Below are 17,129 nucleotides of genomic sequence, written 5' to 3' on the forward strand. Positions count from 1 at the left end.
TCAGGTCAAGAGAATCCGTGCCTTAAATTAGCACGAAAAAACCGGCAAATAATTCGCTGTAGCATGTGCTTATGCCCAATTACAATTCGTCACAAAATCGCCATTTAATTCGATTCGATACGCAATTTTTTATGGATTTTTTTGCCTCCGTGGTGCACTAGCATGTGATGCACCACGGGCGCGTACGGCGCGCCCGGCAATAAGCTATTTCTTCCTTCAGAATAAGGACCGCGCATGAGCGACTCAGCCCTGAATGCCGCCGGCTCATCCCTGCCCCTCGCCCCGTCACGGCCGGCAGCCGCGCCGCGCGCGCAGAGCGAAACGCTAGCCGACAGCGCCGGCAAGGAACACGTGATTGACGCAATGCGGGGTTTCGCCGCGCTTCTGGTCGCGTATTTTCATTGCCGCCAGGTCGAATGGGTTGGCATGCAGACCTTTCACCAAAGCGTCGGCCATTCATTCAGTCTGAGTACGATTGCCGCGTATCTGACGTTCCCGATTGCGTGGGGCTCGGCCGGTGTGCCGATTTTCTTCGTGATCAGCGGCTACTGCATTCATCGTGGCGGCGCGCTGCGCCTCGCGAAAAATCCCGACTACCGGCTCGACACCGGCAATTTCTGGGTGCGCCGCTTTGCGCGCATTTATCCGGTGCTGCTGGCAGCGCTCGTGCTGACTTTTGCGCTCGACTGGTTCAGCTTGCAGTTGCCGCCGGTCAATCACAAGATCCGCGAGATCGGCCTGCAGGCGTTCCTTGTCAATCTGTTTTCGCTGCAAGGCGTGGCCGGCAAGACGTATGGATCGAACGGCGCGCTCTGGACGCTATCGCTCGAAGTGCAGTTCTACGCGATCTATCCGCTGCTATTCGCGCTGCGCCGGCGGCTGGGCATGACGTCCGTGCTGGCGATCGTCGCGGCGATCAACGTGGTGTCCGCCTATGTGCTCGAGCGCCACGATATCCAGTTCTTCACGTCCTATTGGTTTTCGTGGACGCTCGGTGCGTGGATCGCCGATGCGAAGACCCGTGCCGCTCCGGATGCGCGTTCGTCGATCTGGCTCTACGCGCTGGCCGCGGCGTTCATCGCGCTCGGCTGCGCAGCGTTCCATTTCGGGCAGTACGGCGCATTCCAGTTCTGGGCGGTCGGTTTCGCGTTCTACCTGTATAAGGCGCTGGAACGCCGCAATGCGGATACGCCAGGCGTGCGTCTTTTGTCGCGCTTCGGCGACTTCAGCTTCTCGCTGTATCTGATCCATCTGCCGATCTTCGTGCTGCTGTCGTCCATTCTGTTCCGCTCGTCGCTGCAAATGTCGATCTGGCCGTCGTTCGGCTACATGCTGGTGGCGGTGCCGGTGGCGTACGTGTTCTACCGGCTGGTCGAACTCCCGGCAATGAAGTGGTCGGCGAGTTTCAAGCCGCGCACGGCGCGATAAAAAAACGGAGCGAAGGCCCTCAGGACTTTCGCTCCGCTGCGCTAACGACAGGGATCGGCCACGTCCCTGCCCACCCGCGCGTTAAATCACCTTTTGCCCAACCATCCGCTCAAGCGCCCGCGCGAGCACCTCAACGCCCCGCCACGCGCTTCAGAATCCGCGCAACACCTTCCACATAGGTTCCTGTCCCAAACCGGCTCAACGCCGTCTGATACCCATTCCTGACGAGCTTATTGCGCAGCTCGTCGTTCGAGCGCAATTCAGCGAGCGAATCGGCGAGACCGTGTGCGTCGCCGGGCGTGCACAGCATGCCGTTTTCGTAGTCGTCGACGATCTCCAGCACGCCGCCCGCGCGTGCCGCCACCACTGGCCGCTGCGCGAGCATCCCCTCGACGATCACGCGGCCGAACGGCTCCGGCGTGATCGACGTATGAACAACGGCATCGACCGCGCACATACAAGCCGCAATGTCATGCTGGAAGCCTAGAAAATGCACCCGGTCGCCGAGGTTGTGCGCGTGAACGAAGGCATGCAGGTCGATCTCGTACGCCTCCTCGCCAAACAACGGGGCGCCCACCAGCACCGCATGCATCTGCGGATTGAGGACCATTGCTTCGAGCAGCACGTGTTGCCCCTTCCAGCGCGCGAGGCGGCTGAACGAGCCAGCCAGAAACACGTCCTGCGGCAGGTTCAGACGCCGGCGCAGCGCCGCTTGCGGGACCGCGCGCAACGCGTCGAACGGTGCTGCGGAAATGCCGTTGAACACCACGTCGATACGCTTTTTGTCGAACTGCGTGAGCTCCGCGAAGGCGCGAGCGGAAGCCGCCGAATTGGCGATCACATGCGAGAGGCCGAGGCGCGCGCACCACTTGATGATCGCCAATTGCTTGCCGCCGAAATGCTCGGGACTCACGATATCGCGCAGATGCCAGACCACCGGCCGCCTCGCGAGCTTGCCGGCAATCGCGCCGATCACCATCGCGCGCTGCGTGTTGGCGTAGATCACCTCGGCGTTGCGCGCGTGTTTCACCGTGGCGCGCACGAGCGACATCAAGCCCTTGAGCGCCTGGCCCTTTGGCAATGACCCGCCACGCTTGCGGACATTGCGCAATGCGCCGGCGTCCAGCACGTTGACGGTCACGCCGGTCCTGGCAAGCGCACTACGGAATGGGCCGTCGTCGAACAGCACGACTTCGATGCGCGCGCGCAAGGCTTTGACGATCTCCAGCAGCGACAACTCGGCGCCCCCGAGCACGCCACTCTGGTCGACCGCGAGAATGCGGGGCGCGCTGGCAGCCGCGTCGGCTTTATAGGGGACGTACGGCGGCAGCGTCGCCGAGCGCATTGCCGGCACCGAATCACGCACATGGGCGAAGAAACGTTCGCGGAAATGGGCGGCGGAGAACCGCTCGGCGTTCGCACGGCAATCCACCGGCGAAAAACGCTTCATGTGGCCGTCGAAACGCTCGACCGCCGCAATGATCGACTCGGCGTTCTGCTCGTCGAAGAACATGCCGGTGGGCCGCGACTCGGACAGATCGCGCACGGTTTCGAGCGCCCCGCCCTTGCCGTATGCGATCACCGGCGTGCCGCACGCCTGCGCCTCGACCACTGAAATGCCGAAGTCTTCTTCCGCGGCGAACACGAAAGCTTTCGCGCGGCTCATTTTTTCCTTGAGTACCTTGAACGGCTGGTAGCCCATGATCTCGACATTGGGCCCCGCCTTCGCGCGGATCTTCTGCATGTCGGGGCCGTCGCCGATCACTACCAGCTTGCGCTCCGGCATCCGCGCGAACGCTTCGACAATCAGATCGATCTTCTTGTACGGCACCATCCGCGAGGCGGTCAGATAGAAATCATCCTTCTCGGTATATAGCGAAAACGCTTCGACGTCGACGGGCGGAAAGATCACCTGCGCTTCGCGCTGATAGACCTTCTTGATTCGCCGTGCGATGAAGTCGGAGTTCGCAACAAAGCCGTCCACCGAATTCGACGTGCGGATATCCCAGTTGCGGATGTAATGCAGAATCAGCCGCGCCATCGCCGACTTCGGCCCGGCGGTCAGCTTCGACTGCTGCAAGTACTGGTGCTGCAGATCCCACGCATAGCGGATCGGTGAATGCACGTAGCTGATATGCACCTGATCGGGACCGGTCAGAATGCCCTTCGCCACTGCGTGGCTGCTGGAAATCACCACGTCGTAGGCCGACACGTCGAGCTGCTCGATCGCGAGCGGCATCAACGGCAGATACGTGCGGTACTTGGTGCGTGCGAGCGGCAGTTTCTGGATGAACGAGGTCGTGACCGGCTTGCCGCGCAGGAAGCTGCGATCGTCGAGAAAATCGACGAGGCTGAACAGGTCCGCGTCCGGAAAGCACGCGACGATCTGTTCGAGCACCTTCTCGGCACCCGCATAGGTGACGAGCCAGTCGTGCACGATCGCGACACGCACCGTCTTGTCGCGGCGCAACGCCGTGTGGCGCGGCGGCGCCTGAACGCCCGGAACGGTGGAGAGTTCAGCCAGTGCGCTGCGCGTCGCGGATTGCAGCACGGCTTCTTCAAGGACTTCGTGGTTCATGCGCTTTTCCTCGGATTCAGTCGCAACAGCAGTGAACGCGCAAGATCGCGCAAAGCGGGTGTCATCGTGATTGACCAGGCGACGTTCGCGCCGACCATCAATACGCCGGCGACAATCGCCAAAGCGAGACTCGGCAGGAAGCTGGCAAGCCACAGGCCGGCCAGCAGAAAAGCGAGGTGGGCGAGCATGTCGAGCGCGATCTGGCGCGCGCGAATCGCCGACAGGCGCAGCAGCACGGCGTAATCGAACAGTGCCCGGCCGGCCACGGCCATCGCCGCGCCGGTCAAGCCGAAATGGGTGATGCCGAGCCACATCGCCCCTGCAAACAAGGGCAATTCGAACAAGCCGACGCGCGCGGCAGTGGCCGGGTTGACCTGCGACTGGATCAGAATCCGTGTCACGTTCGCCTGGCCGACAAGCCACACGGCGACAATCAGGATCCGGCCCACCGGCGCCGCCACGGTGGCGATCTCATTGCCGACCCACAGATGCAGGAACGGCTCGAGTACGAGCATGGCGACCAGCGCGACCGGCGTGAACACGCCGTTGAGAAACTCGAGCGACTGCTGCGTGATGGTGTCCGCGTCCGCGCGGCCCACGGCAGACAGGCGCGGAAACAGCGTGCGCACCAGCGCGGTCGGCACGATATTCAATCGCGTCACGAGGTTCTGCGGCACCGTGTAATAGGTAACGAAACGCGCGCCGAGACTCGTGCCGAGCATCACGCGGTCGAGCGATTCCGCGATCATGTTGGTGACGCTCGCAATCAGCATCCAGCCGCCAAAGTTGAAGAGTCCCTTGGCCACGCCGAGCTGCGGCGGAAGAATGCTGCGAATGTCCAGCACCTTCAGCGCGGAACGGCCCAGCAGAATCGCCGCCAGAATCCGTGCGAACACCGCGGCGGCCAGCACGTTCTGCAAGGTCGCGCCCATCCACAGCGCAGCGCCAAGCGGCAGCAACTGGAACAGGAAGGTGCCGATGGTCTGATTGGTGTTGTAGACGCCGAAGCGTTCGGCGCCGTTGATCGCGCCGGCGAACACCCACGACACGTTGGCAATCGGAATCGCCACCGCGAGCCACGGCAGCGCCATATAGACCTCGTGCTGCAATTCCGGCGACACCTTGGTGAAGTACGCGGTGTACAGAAACGCGCCGAAATAAATGATCAGGCCACCGACGATGCCGGTCGCGAGATTGAGCCACGTCGCGCTCCAGAACACGCGTGCGCTCTCGCTCCTGTCGCCCGAGGCGCGTGCCTTCGAGATGTGGTTCTGCGCAGCCATGCTCATGCCGAGATCGAGAATCCCGAAGTAGCCGATCAGCGTCCACACGAGACTGATCACGCCGTAGCGCTCGACGCCGAGCAGCTTGATATACGACGGCACGGTCACGAGCGAGACGAAAGTCGGCAGTACCAGCCCGAAGAAGTTGATCGCTACGTTCTTGAGAATGCCTTTGTCCATCGGATGCCCTGGGTTTGACTACATTTGCCTGGTATTGCGAAGAAAGCGTTCATGCCGTGCGGCGCCTCACGGCTTCCAGCGATACATCATTACTTTCCCGCGCGCGTCTTCTTCGACGAACACGAGGTACTCGCCATTGCTGCGTTTCGCGGCGCTGATGCCGTTGGGCACGTCGACCCAGCCCGAGGCGCGGCCCACTTCCGGGCCCGGACGGATCACGCCGACCTCGCGGCCGCTGTCCTTGTCCCACACGTGCACGGCGCCGACCGGTTCGACGCCGAAGAGGTATTGCCCTTCGAGCGTGAGACCGATAATCGTGGCGATGGGTTGGGTCTGCGTGGTCCACGGCAGCGTGATCGAATAGCGCTGCACCGGATTGCCGCTCGACCATTTGTCGTAGCGCACCAGCACGCGGCCCACTTCTTTCCAGAAGCCGCGATCGGCCGGCGTATCGGGCGTATAGCCGGTCACATACATCGTGTCGGTGTCCGGGTCGTAGATCGCGCGATGCAGTTCGGTGAACGGTTGCGGCACCGGGTATTGCGTGAGATTCGAATACGAGTAGATAGGGTTGCCCTTCGCATCGAGGCCGCCGAAACGGAAGCGGTAGATGCCCTTGTTATCGCGGGTGCGCCAGATGTCGCCGGCGCTATCGACCCACCAGCCCCAACCGCCCGCGAGCTTCGTGCCGCTCGTATTGAGCGTGAATTCGTCCGTGTTGAACTTGCCGTCGCCGTTCACGTCGCGCCAGATCCAGTCGCCGCCCGACGGCGCATTCGGCACCTTGGCGACGGCGCGCTCGCGCCCGGCGATGAAGCCCGAAGGAATCGCCACTTCGCCGTCCTGCTGCGCATCGAAGCGATAGATCTTCAGGTGGTCCGCGTACATGTCGGTCAGGTACAGGAACGTGTGGCCCTTGAGCTTGCGGGCGATCGGCAAGCCGGGATACTGGTCGGTGTGAAAGACAGGGTCGTCGGGATACTTGAAGCGGTTCGACAGAAAACCCGCGTATTTCCAGTCCTGACCTGCAGGCTTCGAGAGATCGAGTTCGAAGCGTTTGTTGCCCGTGTAGACGCTATCCGGACGTGACGGGTCGATCCATGCGCCGTCGACGAACAACAAGCCTTGCACCTGCCAGTTCTGTTTGCCGTCCGGTGCATAGCTTTCGAGCGTGGCGCCGAGGCCCGCGCCGATCGGGTCGTAACGCGGTCCGATGCCGTTGGTCGACACATAGACGTTGCCGTGCGCATCCACGCCGACGCCGGTCAGACCGTTGAAGCGCTGCGGTCCCGGCTTGCCGGGGACGCCGCTGAAAATACCGCCGCGTTCGCCGAGCGAGCCCGACTCCGCGTAACGGCCATTGCTCTTGCTGAAGAACAGCACTTGCTGACGCGGACCGTTGTCGGCGATCAGAACGCGGCCTTGTGCATCGACAGCGATATCGACCGCGACCGAATCGGCGGGCAGCGTGAAGGTTTCGTCGATACGCTTGCCGGCGGCGGTGTAGTGCTCCACATGGGGCGCCTTATCATTGCGCGTACCGCTCAATACCCAAAGCGTGCCGTCGGGGGCGAGCGCAATGCGGCCCGGTTCGTGCACGGTCCAGGTGGTTTTCTGCTGCATCGACTCCGCGTCATACACCTCGATGCGATCGCGCGCGGTGTTCGCCGCGTAAAGCGTGGTGTCATTCGCCGCCAGACCGCCGATTTCGGCACTCGTGCCGGTCGGCACTTCGTTCATCATCAGAAAGCCGGCTGCCAGTTGCGCATGCGGGTCCGCGCCGTTCGCGGCCGGCTGGAACGGCGCGGCGCGCTTCGGATCGGCGATCAGCCGGCGCGAAATACCGAACCATTGCTTGCCCTTTTCCGGCCACACACCCTGCTCGACCAGACGTCCCTTTTCGTTGCCGACCGCGATCGCCACGAAGGCGTACTTGCGATTCACCGCGATCGCGCTGCCGCCGCCGTTGCCCCAACCGTGCGTGCCGCCCGCGAAGCCCAGCATCTTGCCGTTCTGGTAGACGCTCGCTTCGGCGCCGCTTTCGTCCCACGGTGCGTTCGTATAAACCTTGCCGTCGGGTGCGACCGCAATCGCCGTGATGTTGATCTGCGTCCACGTGCCGTCGCCGAAACCGAAGGTGTTGCCGACCCAGGAATTTTTCGCGTTCAACACGGTTTCCGCGGATGCCGTGAAGCTGACCGATGCCGCCGTCATGCCGGCCGCACAGGCGAGTACAGCAAACCAGGTTTTGAACGTGAAACGGGCCAAAGTAATTCCTCCAATCCGGGCCGTGCCGCGATCGGGCACATAGCCCGCGCGGATGCAAAATCCAATGAAGTGACAGCAGAGACCGCTAGAAGCGACGCGAGAACGTGAGACTGATTCACGCCAGGCACGACATATAAGACGAGGCTTTGAGGCAAGGCTCGCCGCAGAGCCGTCACTCGGCCGCGAGCCCGGTCGAACGCGACCCGGTCGAACGCGAGTACCAAGCGCGAGTCCGGTCGAGCGCGACCCGGTCGAACGCGACCCGGTCCAAGAGCACTGAGCGCGTGACACACGCGCCCGCCCTGGCCGCCCAATCCGCACGGCTCACATTACGCGGAAAAAACGCCGCGACGAAAATCGAAAATAATTCAAAAATATTCGACGCTTTAAGCGTTGTGAAAGAAAGTGATTTAAAAATTGATTAAATTAAAATAAACACGGAACCCTGCATCCCGTAGCGCCCGCACACTCATCTTTACCGATGCACTCTGATGCCGACGGCACTTCTTACGCATTACGACAATTTCAGGTCGCAAGCATAAAAAACTATTGAGAATGGATAACGAAACACCCTGTTGCAATCTGATTCATTTATCCATTTCATTCCCGTTTTTTCATCAATTTCTTTTGCCTAGAATCGATTGCACTCCCGTTGCGACGCGAAGCGACCGCGCCCCTGTTTTCTTAGGCCCTGTTCTTGACTTGAAAAGGCTCGCGCGATCCTTCGCCAGGCTCATCCGCTTCACACCATGGACGGTTCATGACTGCTAGCGCATTGCCCTTAGCGCCCTCCCACTCACGCCGCATCGTGCAGCTCGACGGCTTGCGCGCCATCGCCGTGCTCGCGGTATTCGCCCAGCACGCGCTGAAAGCGCCGCTGTGGATGGGCGTCGATCTGTTTTTTGTTTTGAGCGGTTTTCTGATTACCGGCATCCTGCTCGAACGCAAGGCGCGTCAGCAGTCGTATTTCGGCTACTTCTATGCGCGCCGCGCGCGGCGCATCCTGCCGCCTTATTTGCTGCTGATGGTGGTGTCGTCGATTCTGTTCGGCTTCGGTTGGGCGCAGCACTGGCAGTGGTACGCGTTCTTCGCGACCAATATTGGCGACGCGCTCAATCAAAGCGGTCACGACAGCCTGAATGTGCTGTGGTCGCTGGCGGTCGAAGAGCAGTTCTATATTGTCTGGCCGTTCGTGATCCTGTTGCTGCCCGAACGCGTGCTCGGCTACGTGGCGGCCGCGTTGATCATTCTGGTGCCGGTACTGCGGGCGCTCGCCACGCCCTGGTTCGATTCGTTCTGGCCGATCTATTACCTGACGCCGTTCCGCATGGACCTGCTGGCGGCCGGCGCGCTGCTCGCGGTCGCCGTACGGCGCGATCGCAATGCACTCGAGCCGTTCAAGGGCCTCGCCGTACTCGGTTTCTTTGCTGCGCTGGCGGTGCTTGCGTGGCTGCATCTGCACTACCCGCGGTTTCGCGCGGCGAATACACCGCTTTCGAACGCCGCGCTCTACAGCGTTTCGTTGCTGCTCTGCACTTCCGTCGTGGTCATCGCCCTGCAAAGCAAGGGCATCGTCAAGCGGCTGCTGTGCAACCCCGTGCTGGTCTATATCGGCACCATCAGCTACACGATTTATCTGATTCACCTGAGCGTGCTGTACACGCTGTGGCCGCTGCATCTGAACCGCTATCTGAGCGCGGCGCTCGCGCTCGCGATCACCCTCGCGTACGCCAGCATCACGTGGTTTGTGTTCGAAAAGCGGTTGATCTTCGGCTCGGCAGGCCAAGCCCGGACGCCGGCCGGCAGCCTTTCGGGGGGCGCGTCGCAAGCGCCGCAAAGCCGCGCATGAGACGCCGCGCGTGGCTCGCCGCGAGCGTGTCGGTCGTTGCGTCGGTGCTGGTTTCGCTGGCACTGGATGCGCATGCCGGAAGCCCGGCAACGCAGGTGCTGGTGGACGCCTACGGCGATTCGACCACACTCGGCATTACTTGCAGCAACGGCCATTGCGGACCCCAGGCGCAAAACGCCGTGTCGTATCTGCAGAATGAATTGCAAGCCCAGCACGGCCAACGGGTACGCGTCGCGAACTACGGCGTGGGCGGCACAACGGCCACCCAGCTGCGCGACGGCACCGGCAACCGCCGCGCCGGCCCGACTGCCGGCCTGCCGTGGCAGGAACGGCTCGCTGCTTCGTCCGCGCAGATCGTGTTGATCAACTACGGCATCAACGAAGTGATGCAGAACCAGACGCCCGAGCAGTTTTACGCGGCCGAAACAACGCTCGTGAAAACCGCCCGTGCGCTCGGCAAAGAGGCAGTGCTGCAGACCTCGAACCCGATGCCCGACAACCGCCTCAACGCGCGGCTCGCCGCGATGGTCGCGATGACGCGCCGCGTGGCTGCCGAACAGCAGGTGCCGCTCGTCGATCAGTTCGCTTACGTCAGCAATCTGCCGGACTGGAAGACGCTGATGTCCGACGGCGCGCATCCGAAGCCGGGCTTGTACCGGCTCAAGGCCGAGCAGGATTTTCAGGTCGTCGATCCGCTGGTGCGGCGACTGCTGGACGGCACGCTCTGAAGCTCTTTTTTCAAGTGCGCTTCTTTTCTCTTTTACCAATATCGAAGGCAAGCTATGAGCCAACCACGCAAAGCGATCATCACCGGCGTATCCGGACAGGACGGCGCCTATCTGACCAAACTGCTGCTCGACAAGGGCTACCACGTGACCGGCACCTACAGGCGCACGAGTTCGGTCAACTTCTGGCGCATTCGTGAGCTCGGCGTGCTCGATCATCCGAATCTGCGTCTCGTCGAACACGATTTGACCGACCTGGGTTCGACGCTGCGCCTGCTCGAAGGCGCGCAGGCCGACGAGCTGTACAACCTCGCCGCGCAGAGCTTCGTGGGCGTCTCGTTCGACCAGCCCGTGACGACCGCCGAAGTGACCGGCATCGGCGCGCTGAATCTGCTCGAAGGCATCCGCATTCTGAATCCGAAGATGCGCTATTACCAGGCGTCGACCTCGGAAATGTTCGGCCTCGTGCAGGCGGTGCCGCAACGCGAGGACACGCCCTTTTATCCGCGCAGTCCGTATGGTGTGGCCAAGCTGTTCGCGCACTGGTCGACCATCAACTATCGCGAGTCGTACAACCTGTTCGCCAGCAGCGGCATTCTGTTCAATCACGAATCGCCGCTGCGTGGCCGCGAATTCGTGACCCGCAAGATCACGGACACGGTTGCGAAGATCAAGCTCGGCAAGCAGGACGTGCTGGAACTCGGCAACCTGAGCGCCAAGCGCGACTGGGGCTTCGCGCTCGAATACGTGGAAGGCATGTGGCGCATGCTGCAAGCCGATGAACCCGACACCTTCGTGCTCGCGACCGGCCGCACCGAGACGGTACGCGACTTCGTCCGCATGGCATTCGCCGCGGCGGGTTATCAGCTCGAATGGTCGGGCAAGGAAGAGCGCGAGACTGGCATCGACGTGGCTACCGGCAAGACGCTGGTGCGCGTGAACCCGAAGTTCTACCGCCCGGCGGAAGTGGACCTGCTGATCGGTTGCGCCGACAAGGCGCGCGAGAAGCTCGGCTGGAAGCCGGAAACCACGCTGGAACAGCTGTGCCACATGATGGTTCATGCGGATCTCGGACGGAACGAGCATCACGAGACGTTCTGAGCGATCTTTTGTGCCGCGCCACGGCGTTCGGGCTTTCTTCGATAGTGGAAAAGGCCTTTGCGTGCGTGGCCGGTAACGAATCAGAGATTCTTTCGTGTCGAGCTGGACTGGACTGTATGGTCTGGCTTTTAAGCTAAAAAACGACAAAAAGTCGAGTTATTTAGCTGAAAAACGACAAATATCAAATTCGTCGCCGCAAACTTAGCTCGTTCGCGACAAATCCGTTCGCCAGCGCTCCAAGCAAACTTAGCTGAAAAACGACAAATTAGGTAGAATCTAAGCTCGATAGCGACATTCAGGCACCGACATGCCCCTTTCCTTAGCGGAAAAACGACTTTCGGACGAAATCCTGTTTGCGACCGGCGATCCGACGTCTGACCGCAGCCTTCAGCGGAGCGCGAAAGAAGGCCATCTGAAACGCGTCGCCGCCGGCGTCTACGTCCAGTCGGGCACCGATGAGGAAATCGCCGGCAGAATCCAGCGAAACTGGCAGAAGCTCGCCGCGCATGCGGTGCCCGGCGCCGTTGTCTCCCATCGCAGCGCATTCGGGGGCGGCATCACGCCGTCGGCTGAAGTCGTGCTGTCTCATCCAACACGATTCAACCGGCGCATTCGCTATCCGGGCCTCACCCTGGTGCTGCTGAAAGGCCCCGGTCCGCAGCCTCGCGATCTGCGTCTTGGTTCGCTCGACCTTTACTGGGCCTCACAAGAACGTGCGCTTCTCGAAAATCTGGGTCGAGCGTCAGCGACGGCACGGGCAGCACGCGATGACATCGAAGAACGCCTGATTACCTGCCTTAACGCGAGCAAGGAGGCGGGACTCAATCAAATTCGCGACCGTGCTCGTGAACTCGTCGAACCGCTCGGCGCGAAAACCAGTTACGACACACTCAATGGTTTGATCGGTGCGCTGCTGAGCACGCATTCAAAGGGTGTACTCAACAAAACGAAAGCGGGGCTGGCCATCGCCCAGGGCGCCCCAATCGACATGGAGCGCATGAGTCTTTTCGACTCGCTCGCCACAGCGCTACGCACGGCGGTACTACCAGATATCGCCGACATAGCCGATCAGGGCAACGGCCGTATCCATTTCGCCTTCCTTGAATCGTACTTTTCCAACTACGTCGAGGGCACGCGGTTCTCTGTGGAGGAAGCCGAGGGCATCGTGCTGCGCAACCAGATTGTCGCGCAACGCCCTAAGGATTCGCATGACATCCTCGGCGTGTTCAATCTCGCGTATCGGAGCGAAACCCGGGCGATGGTGCCGCCCGCCGGGGAAGATTTCGTCGATGTGCTTCAGGAGCGCCATCGAATCATGCTTGAACGCAGACCGGAGGTCGACCCTGGCAACCTCAAACTCGAGGCGAACTACGCGGGCACGACCCAATTTGTTCAGCCATCCCACGTGCGCGGAACCCTTGCCGAAGGATCTCGTCTTGCGCTGTCAATTCCTGAGGGTATGGCAAGGGCGATCTACTACCTCTTCCTCGTCGCCGAGGTCCATCCCTTCGCGGACGGCAATGGACGTCTGTCCAGATTGGTCATGAATGCTGAGTTGTCGCGTGGCGAACGCTGCCGCATCATCATCCCGACACTTTTCCACCCGCAGTTCGTGGATTGTCTGCGAGCCCTTACGCAAAGTGGGCGCCCGGAGCCACTCATCACCGCCCTGTCTCGAATGGCCAACTGGTCCGCCGGATTCGACTACGCCGACGTTGCAAGCCTCATATCCAGCATGAGAGTCGCTCACGCATTCGAAGAGTCCCCTGCCGAGTTCCGGCTTCTCAACGCCGACGGCAGCCGGGCCACTTGAGCGCGGCCCGGCATGGGCCACTTAATGCACCCCACCCGCCGCAATCGCCTCGCCATACACCGACGCCACCCGCTTCGCGATCACCGAGTTATCGAAGTTCTCGCGTGCATAGCGGCGGCAAGCCTCGGCATCCGGCAACTTTAGCGAGCCGTTCAACGCGCCTGCCAGACCTTCCGCAATCGCCTTCGCGCCCGTCTCCGGCAACACCAGATTCGGCGACAAACCCGCCACCGCTTCCGGCAAACCGCCCACCGGCGTCACCAGCACGGGCGTGCCCGAAGCCAGCGATTCAACGGTAATCAGCCCGAAGCCCTCCAGCGCCACCGTGGGCACCACGCTGATATTTGCCGCACGGTACAACGCCGCCAGATGCTGATCGGGCACGAAACCCAACAGCTTCACATTGTCCTCGAGACCCGCCGCGGTGATACGCGCCTGCAGCTCGCCTTCGAGCCGCCCCTTGCCCGCGATCAGCAGCAGCACATCGGGTTCCGTGCGCTTGAGCAGTTTCACCGCATCGATCAGATCTTCGAGGCCCATGCGGCGCACCAGACGCCGCACGGCCAGCACGATCGGCCGGTCTTGCGGCAATTGCAGCTTCAGGCGCGCCTCGGCCGGTGTGAGCGGCAGATTGAACTGCTCGACATCCACGCAGCCCGGCACGACGCGTACACGATCCGGTGAAATGCGATAGCGCGAAGTCAGAATCTTGCCGAACGCCTCCGACAACACGATCAGCCGCGACGAACGCGCATACACCGATTGCTCCAGATAGCGCTTGGCGCGCTGGCCGAGCGAATCGGCGCCCTCCACATGACTCTCGTCGGCCCACGGTCCCTGAAAATGCGAGACCTGCGGAATGCCCCGCGTCACGTCGAGCCCCGGAAACGTGTACAGCGCAAAGTGCGACGAAATCACGTCGGGGCGCGAGGTGCTGAGCTCCTGGCGCAGCGCGCGGCGTGCCGCCATCAGCCGCAGCGGCAGCGATTGCGCGGCGGAGCCGAAACCGTTGATCGCGCCGCCGGTGTCCGCGGCGACTTTGGGCGAGCCGGCCACCACGCCGCGCACCGCGACGCCCGCGCCCGGCAGCGCGCCGACCAGCGAGTAATACATGCGGTCGAGGCCGCCCGCGCGCTCGGGAAACCAGTGCATCCCGATCTGCAGCGATTTGATTGAACTCGTCGTCATGACTGTTGCCCCTGTGCGTTCTGAGAATGGTGATGAATTGTCTGTCCGGCTAGCGTGTTCAGCGTCAGCGCGTCGCTCCTGGCCACTGTCGCAGCTTCTGTTTCGCTACGCCGACGGTCCTTCTGCTGCCCGGCCAGTTGCCGGTACAGCGCGATATATTGCGCAGCCATCCGCGCCCAGCCGAAGCCGGTCGCGAGTTCGTTGGCTGCGATGCCCATCGCGCGGCGCGCGTCGTCGTTGTCAGCAAGACGCGCCACTGCGCCGGCCAATGCCTTGGGATCGTCCGGATCGTCGAGCACGATGCCGCATTCCGGCGTGATGATTTCTGCGCCGCCCGCCGTGCGCGCCGTGACCACCGGCAGGCCTGCGGCCATCGCTTCGAGCAGCGAGAGGCTCATCGCCTCGTAACGCGACGGGAACACGAATGCATCGACCGAATGCATCAGCACCGGCATTTCTTTGACAAGACCGAGAAAATGCACGCGATGCGCAATGCCGAGCGCCTTCGCTTCTTCTGGATACGGGCTGCCTGGCAGAAACCCGGCCACTGCGATCTGCACGTGCTCGGGCAGATGCTTGAGCGCCTGCAATACCGTGCCGAGGTTTTTGCGCGGCGTGCGCAGGTCACCAACGAACAGCAGCAGGAAAGCATCCGCAGGCAAACCGAATTTCGCGCGGTCTCCCGTCGCGGCCGCGAAGCCTTGCGTATCGACACCGTTGTAAATCACGTCGACCCGGTTATGAGGCGTCAACCCGATCGCGCGAATTTCATCGGCGACCTTTTGCGACACCGCCGTGATCACTTTCGAGCGCCGGTAAGCCCAGCGCTCGAGCAACGCATTGCAGCGCGTATAGACCGACTGATACGCGGACCACACGCCTTTGGTGAGGCCGAACGGGTAGTACTTGCTGCCGAACCAGCCGCTATGCACGAAGTGCGAGGTGTTGACGTCGGCGGGCATCCACGTGATGAAGCCGTTCACGTGCAGCACGTCGTATTCCCCGCGATGCGCGCGCAGCCACATCGCGCTCTTGAACGCGAACACCTGCTGGCGCAGCAGATTGGTGGGCCACCAGCGGCCGATTTTCATCGGCGCCCAGCGTACGTTCGGATGCGCGAGCAAATCCGGCGCGACGTGCGATGCAACCAGTGTGACCTCGATGTTCTCATCGAGGGCGGCGCGCGCAATCTCGTGGTTGACGCGCCCCTGGCCGTCGTTATGGCGCACGACGTGCGTGACAATGGCGACTCTCAATCAGTGCCTCCGTGGGGAAATAGCGTGCGTCTGCGGTTCATCTTGTCGTAGTGCACCGCAGAAAGGATCGAAAAAACACTCATGAAAAGCAGCAGCCCGCCAGTGCCGACCAGCGAATTGGTGAACACCAGCATCGCGAAGGTCGCGAGACTGAGGCTCAGGCAGGCGGAAACGAATTTGTCGTTGCGCAGCTTGAACGACGCGAGCGCCGCGCGCACCACCAGCCACACGATGCCGGACATGTAGAGCAAGGTGCCGGGCCAGCCGAGCACGAACGGGATGTTCATCACGCCGCTGTCGAAGTTGCCGTACTGGCCGAGCTGGCCGCCGTCGTTCGAGAGCTTGGTCGAGGTGCCGGTCGCGCCCATGCCTTCGCCGGAGACGTCGGTAAAGGCCGTCTTCGCGAAGGTCGCGTAGAACTCGTTACGCGCGGCGTAGCTCTGGTCGTCGCTCAGGTTGACGAGCGTGTTCAGGCGCGCCTGCATCCGCTCGGCGACCGGGCCGACCGTGAGCAGCGGCACGCAAAGACCGGCAAGCAGCACCGCACTCGCAACGATCCGTACGCGCACCTTGTTGTTCGCCTTGACCAGCTGGATCAGGAGCGCGATCACCCAGCCGCCCCACGTCGAACGCACGAGGCTCAGCGCGAACGAAAAGAAGCCTAGCGCCGCCGCGATCCAGCGCACGCGGTGCGTGGCCGCCATCACGTAGACCATCGCGCCCATCATCGCGAACGCGAACGGTCCCGAGGAATTCATCGTGCTGAACACGCGCACGCCCATCGGCACGGGATCGCCTTGCGAATTCATCTGCGAGCCGAGCATCCACAGCGCGTCCCACGGCGGCATGATGAAGAACTGGATCAGGCCGTAGCCGCCCATCACCAGCATGCCCCAGATGAAGGTGCTCACGATGGTGTCGCGATACTTCGGGTACTGACGCGTGTGCGCCATGATGTGAAAGCCGATCAGGATCGGATAGAGCCAGTTCGCGAGGTCATAGGTCGCGGCGAGCGGCCCGCTCGACATCACGCCGATCATGAACGCATAGGCGAGCCCCATCAGAACCAGCAGCACCGGCAGGCCGCGCCGCTGCGACAGCAGCCTGTAGTAGCGGAGCAAGGAAAACGCACTGATCATCGTCACCGCGAGCGGCGCGACCTGGATCAGGCTGGTCGGCGTGAACGAACCTTTGGACCAGTCGGCGAGACGCCGCACTTCCGGGCTCAGGAACCACAGCCACCACATGAAACCGATGTAGCGCGCCGGACTCTTGAAATAGAGCCACAGGCCCGTCAGGATCGCGAGCATCGGGAATCCGAGCGTGAGCACCGTGCCCTGATGCGCGATGATCAGCATCGCCGTGATCAGCCACAGTAAAGCCTCCGGCAGCCACTCCTTGCGAGCGCCAGACAGTACCCGCTCCGCGTTATCGCCGCCTCGCGCAATCGTCGACATCGT

12 protein-coding genes are annotated in these 17,129 nt (G+C 62.1%); 5 read left to right on the forward strand and 7 right to left on the reverse strand.

All coding sequences use genetic code 11. The features are described from left to right. The first annotated feature begins 234 nt into the window (after window positions 1-234). Window positions 235-1,428, forward strand: a complete 1,194-nt coding sequence (locus AYM40_RS10770) for an acyltransferase family protein (RefSeq protein ID WP_063496213.1) — start codon at window positions 235-237, stop codon at window positions 1,426-1,428. Between the two features lie 130 nt (window positions 1,429-1,558). On the opposite strand, the gene AYM40_RS10775 is transcribed toward AYM40_RS10770, so the two are convergent. The 3 genes from AYM40_RS10775 to AYM40_RS10785 all read right to left on the reverse strand — a co-directional run bounded on the left by AYM40_RS10775 (window position 1,559) and on the right by AYM40_RS10785 (window position 7,737). After that, the gene (locus AYM40_RS10775) at window positions 1,559-4,006 is read right to left on the reverse strand and encodes a glycosyltransferase family 4 protein (RefSeq protein WP_063496214.1); all 2,448 of its coding nucleotides are present in this window, start codon (window positions 4,004-4,006) and stop codon (window positions 1,559-1,561) included. Continuing rightward, window positions 4,003-5,469: a flippase gene (locus AYM40_RS10780; protein ID WP_063496215.1), complete on the reverse strand. Its 1,467-nt coding sequence runs from the start codon at window positions 5,467-5,469 to the stop codon at window positions 4,003-4,005. Before AYM40_RS10780 ends, AYM40_RS10775 begins: the two co-directional genes overlap by 4 nt. Window positions 5,470-5,535: 66 nt before the next feature. Then, on the reverse strand, window positions 5,536-7,737 hold the full coding sequence (locus AYM40_RS10785) for a hypothetical protein (protein ID WP_063496216.1): 2,202 nt from the start codon (window positions 7,735-7,737) through the stop codon (window positions 5,536-5,538). Window positions 7,738-8,497: 760 nt separating this feature from the next. Between AYM40_RS10785 and AYM40_RS10790 the strand changes: the two genes are divergently transcribed. From AYM40_RS10790 to gmd, 3 genes are read left to right on the forward strand one after another with little or no spacing between them, the layout of a single operon-like run. Then, window positions 8,498-9,586 (forward strand): acyltransferase family protein, encoded by a 1,089-nt coding sequence (locus AYM40_RS10790; RefSeq protein ID WP_063496217.1) that lies wholly within the window; start codon window positions 8,498-8,500, stop codon window positions 9,584-9,586. Then, window positions 9,583-10,314 carry an SGNH/GDSL hydrolase family protein gene (locus tag AYM40_RS10795; protein ID WP_063496218.1) on the forward strand — a complete coding sequence of 244 codons (732 nt, stop codon included), beginning with the start codon at window positions 9,583-9,585 and terminating at the stop codon, window positions 10,312-10,314. Before AYM40_RS10790 ends, AYM40_RS10795 begins: the two co-directional genes overlap by 4 nt. Window positions 10,315-10,368: 54 nt before the next feature. Further along, the gene (gmd, locus tag AYM40_RS10800) at window positions 10,369-11,412 is read left to right on the forward strand and encodes a GDP-mannose 4,6-dehydratase (protein WP_063496219.1); all 1,044 of its coding nucleotides are present in this window, start codon (window positions 10,369-10,371) and stop codon (window positions 11,410-11,412) included. A 319-nt stretch (window positions 11,413-11,731) separates the two neighbouring features. Here the strand turns inward: gmd and AYM40_RS42380 are convergent, their stop codons facing one another. Continuing rightward, entirely contained in the window at window positions 11,732-11,920 is a 189-nt protein-coding gene (locus tag AYM40_RS42380; protein WP_236720816.1) for a hypothetical protein, read from the reverse strand. Between the two features lie 3 nt (window positions 11,921-11,923). Between AYM40_RS42380 and AYM40_RS10805 the strand changes: the two genes are divergently transcribed. Then, window positions 11,924-13,225 (forward strand): Fic family protein, encoded by a 1,302-nt coding sequence (locus AYM40_RS10805; RefSeq protein WP_236720817.1) that lies wholly within the window; start codon window positions 11,924-11,926, stop codon window positions 13,223-13,225. 21 nt (window positions 13,226-13,246) lie between these two features. Here AYM40_RS10805 and AYM40_RS10810 read toward each other — a convergent pair whose 3' ends face one another. The 3 genes from AYM40_RS10810 to AYM40_RS10820 are packed head-to-tail and all read right to left on the reverse strand — an operon-like array spanning window position 13,247 to window position 17,126. Further along, window positions 13,247-14,413: a glycosyltransferase family 4 protein gene (locus AYM40_RS10810; protein ID WP_063496221.1), complete on the reverse strand. Its 1,167-nt coding sequence runs from the start codon at window positions 14,411-14,413 to the stop codon at window positions 13,247-13,249. Next, complete coding sequence (locus AYM40_RS10815) at window positions 14,410-15,669, reverse strand: glycosyltransferase family 4 protein (protein ID WP_063496222.1); 1,260 nt, start codon at window positions 15,667-15,669, stop codon at window positions 14,410-14,412. The genes AYM40_RS10810 and AYM40_RS10815 overlap by 4 nt, the downstream gene beginning before the upstream one ends. Next, window positions 15,666-17,126 (reverse strand): hypothetical protein, encoded by a 1,461-nt coding sequence (locus AYM40_RS10820; RefSeq protein ID WP_063496223.1) that lies wholly within the window; start codon window positions 17,124-17,126, stop codon window positions 15,666-15,668. Before AYM40_RS10820 ends, AYM40_RS10815 begins: the two co-directional genes overlap by 4 nt. Window positions 17,127-17,129: the final 3 nt, after the last annotated feature.

This window comes from Paraburkholderia phytofirmans OLGA172, assembly GCF_001634365.1.
In the GTDB taxonomy this organism is placed as follows: Bacteria; Pseudomonadota; Gammaproteobacteria; order Burkholderiales; family Burkholderiaceae; genus Paraburkholderia.

Coding starts and splice junctions, on each gene's coding strand:
- AYM40_RS10790 (WP_063496217.1), top strand. CDS start 8,498: ATGACTGCTAGCGCATTGCCCTTAGCGCCCTCCCACTCACGCCGCATC.
- AYM40_RS10820 (WP_063496223.1), bottom strand. CDS start 17,126: ATGTCGACGATTGCGCGAGGCGGCGATAACGCGGAGCGGGTACTGTCT.
- gmd (WP_063496219.1), top strand. CDS start 10,369: ATGAGCCAACCACGCAAAGCGATCATCACCGGCGTATCCGGACAGGAC.
- AYM40_RS10780 (WP_063496215.1), bottom strand. CDS start 5,469: ATGGACAAAGGCATTCTCAAGAACGTAGCGATCAACTTCTTCGGGCTG.
- AYM40_RS10810 (WP_063496221.1), bottom strand. CDS start 14,413: ATGACGACGAGTTCAATCAAATCGCTGCAGATCGGGATGCACTGGTTT.
- AYM40_RS10770 (WP_063496213.1), top strand. CDS start 235: ATGAGCGACTCAGCCCTGAATGCCGCCGGCTCATCCCTGCCCCTCGCC.
- AYM40_RS10795 (WP_063496218.1), top strand. CDS start 9,583: ATGAGACGCCGCGCGTGGCTCGCCGCGAGCGTGTCGGTCGTTGCGTCG.
- AYM40_RS42380 (WP_236720816.1), bottom strand. CDS start 11,920: ATGCGCGGCGAGCTTCTGCCAGTTTCGCTGGATTCTGCCGGCGATTTC.
- AYM40_RS10775 (WP_063496214.1), bottom strand. CDS start 4,006: ATGAACCACGAAGTCCTTGAAGAAGCCGTGCTGCAATCCGCGACGCGC.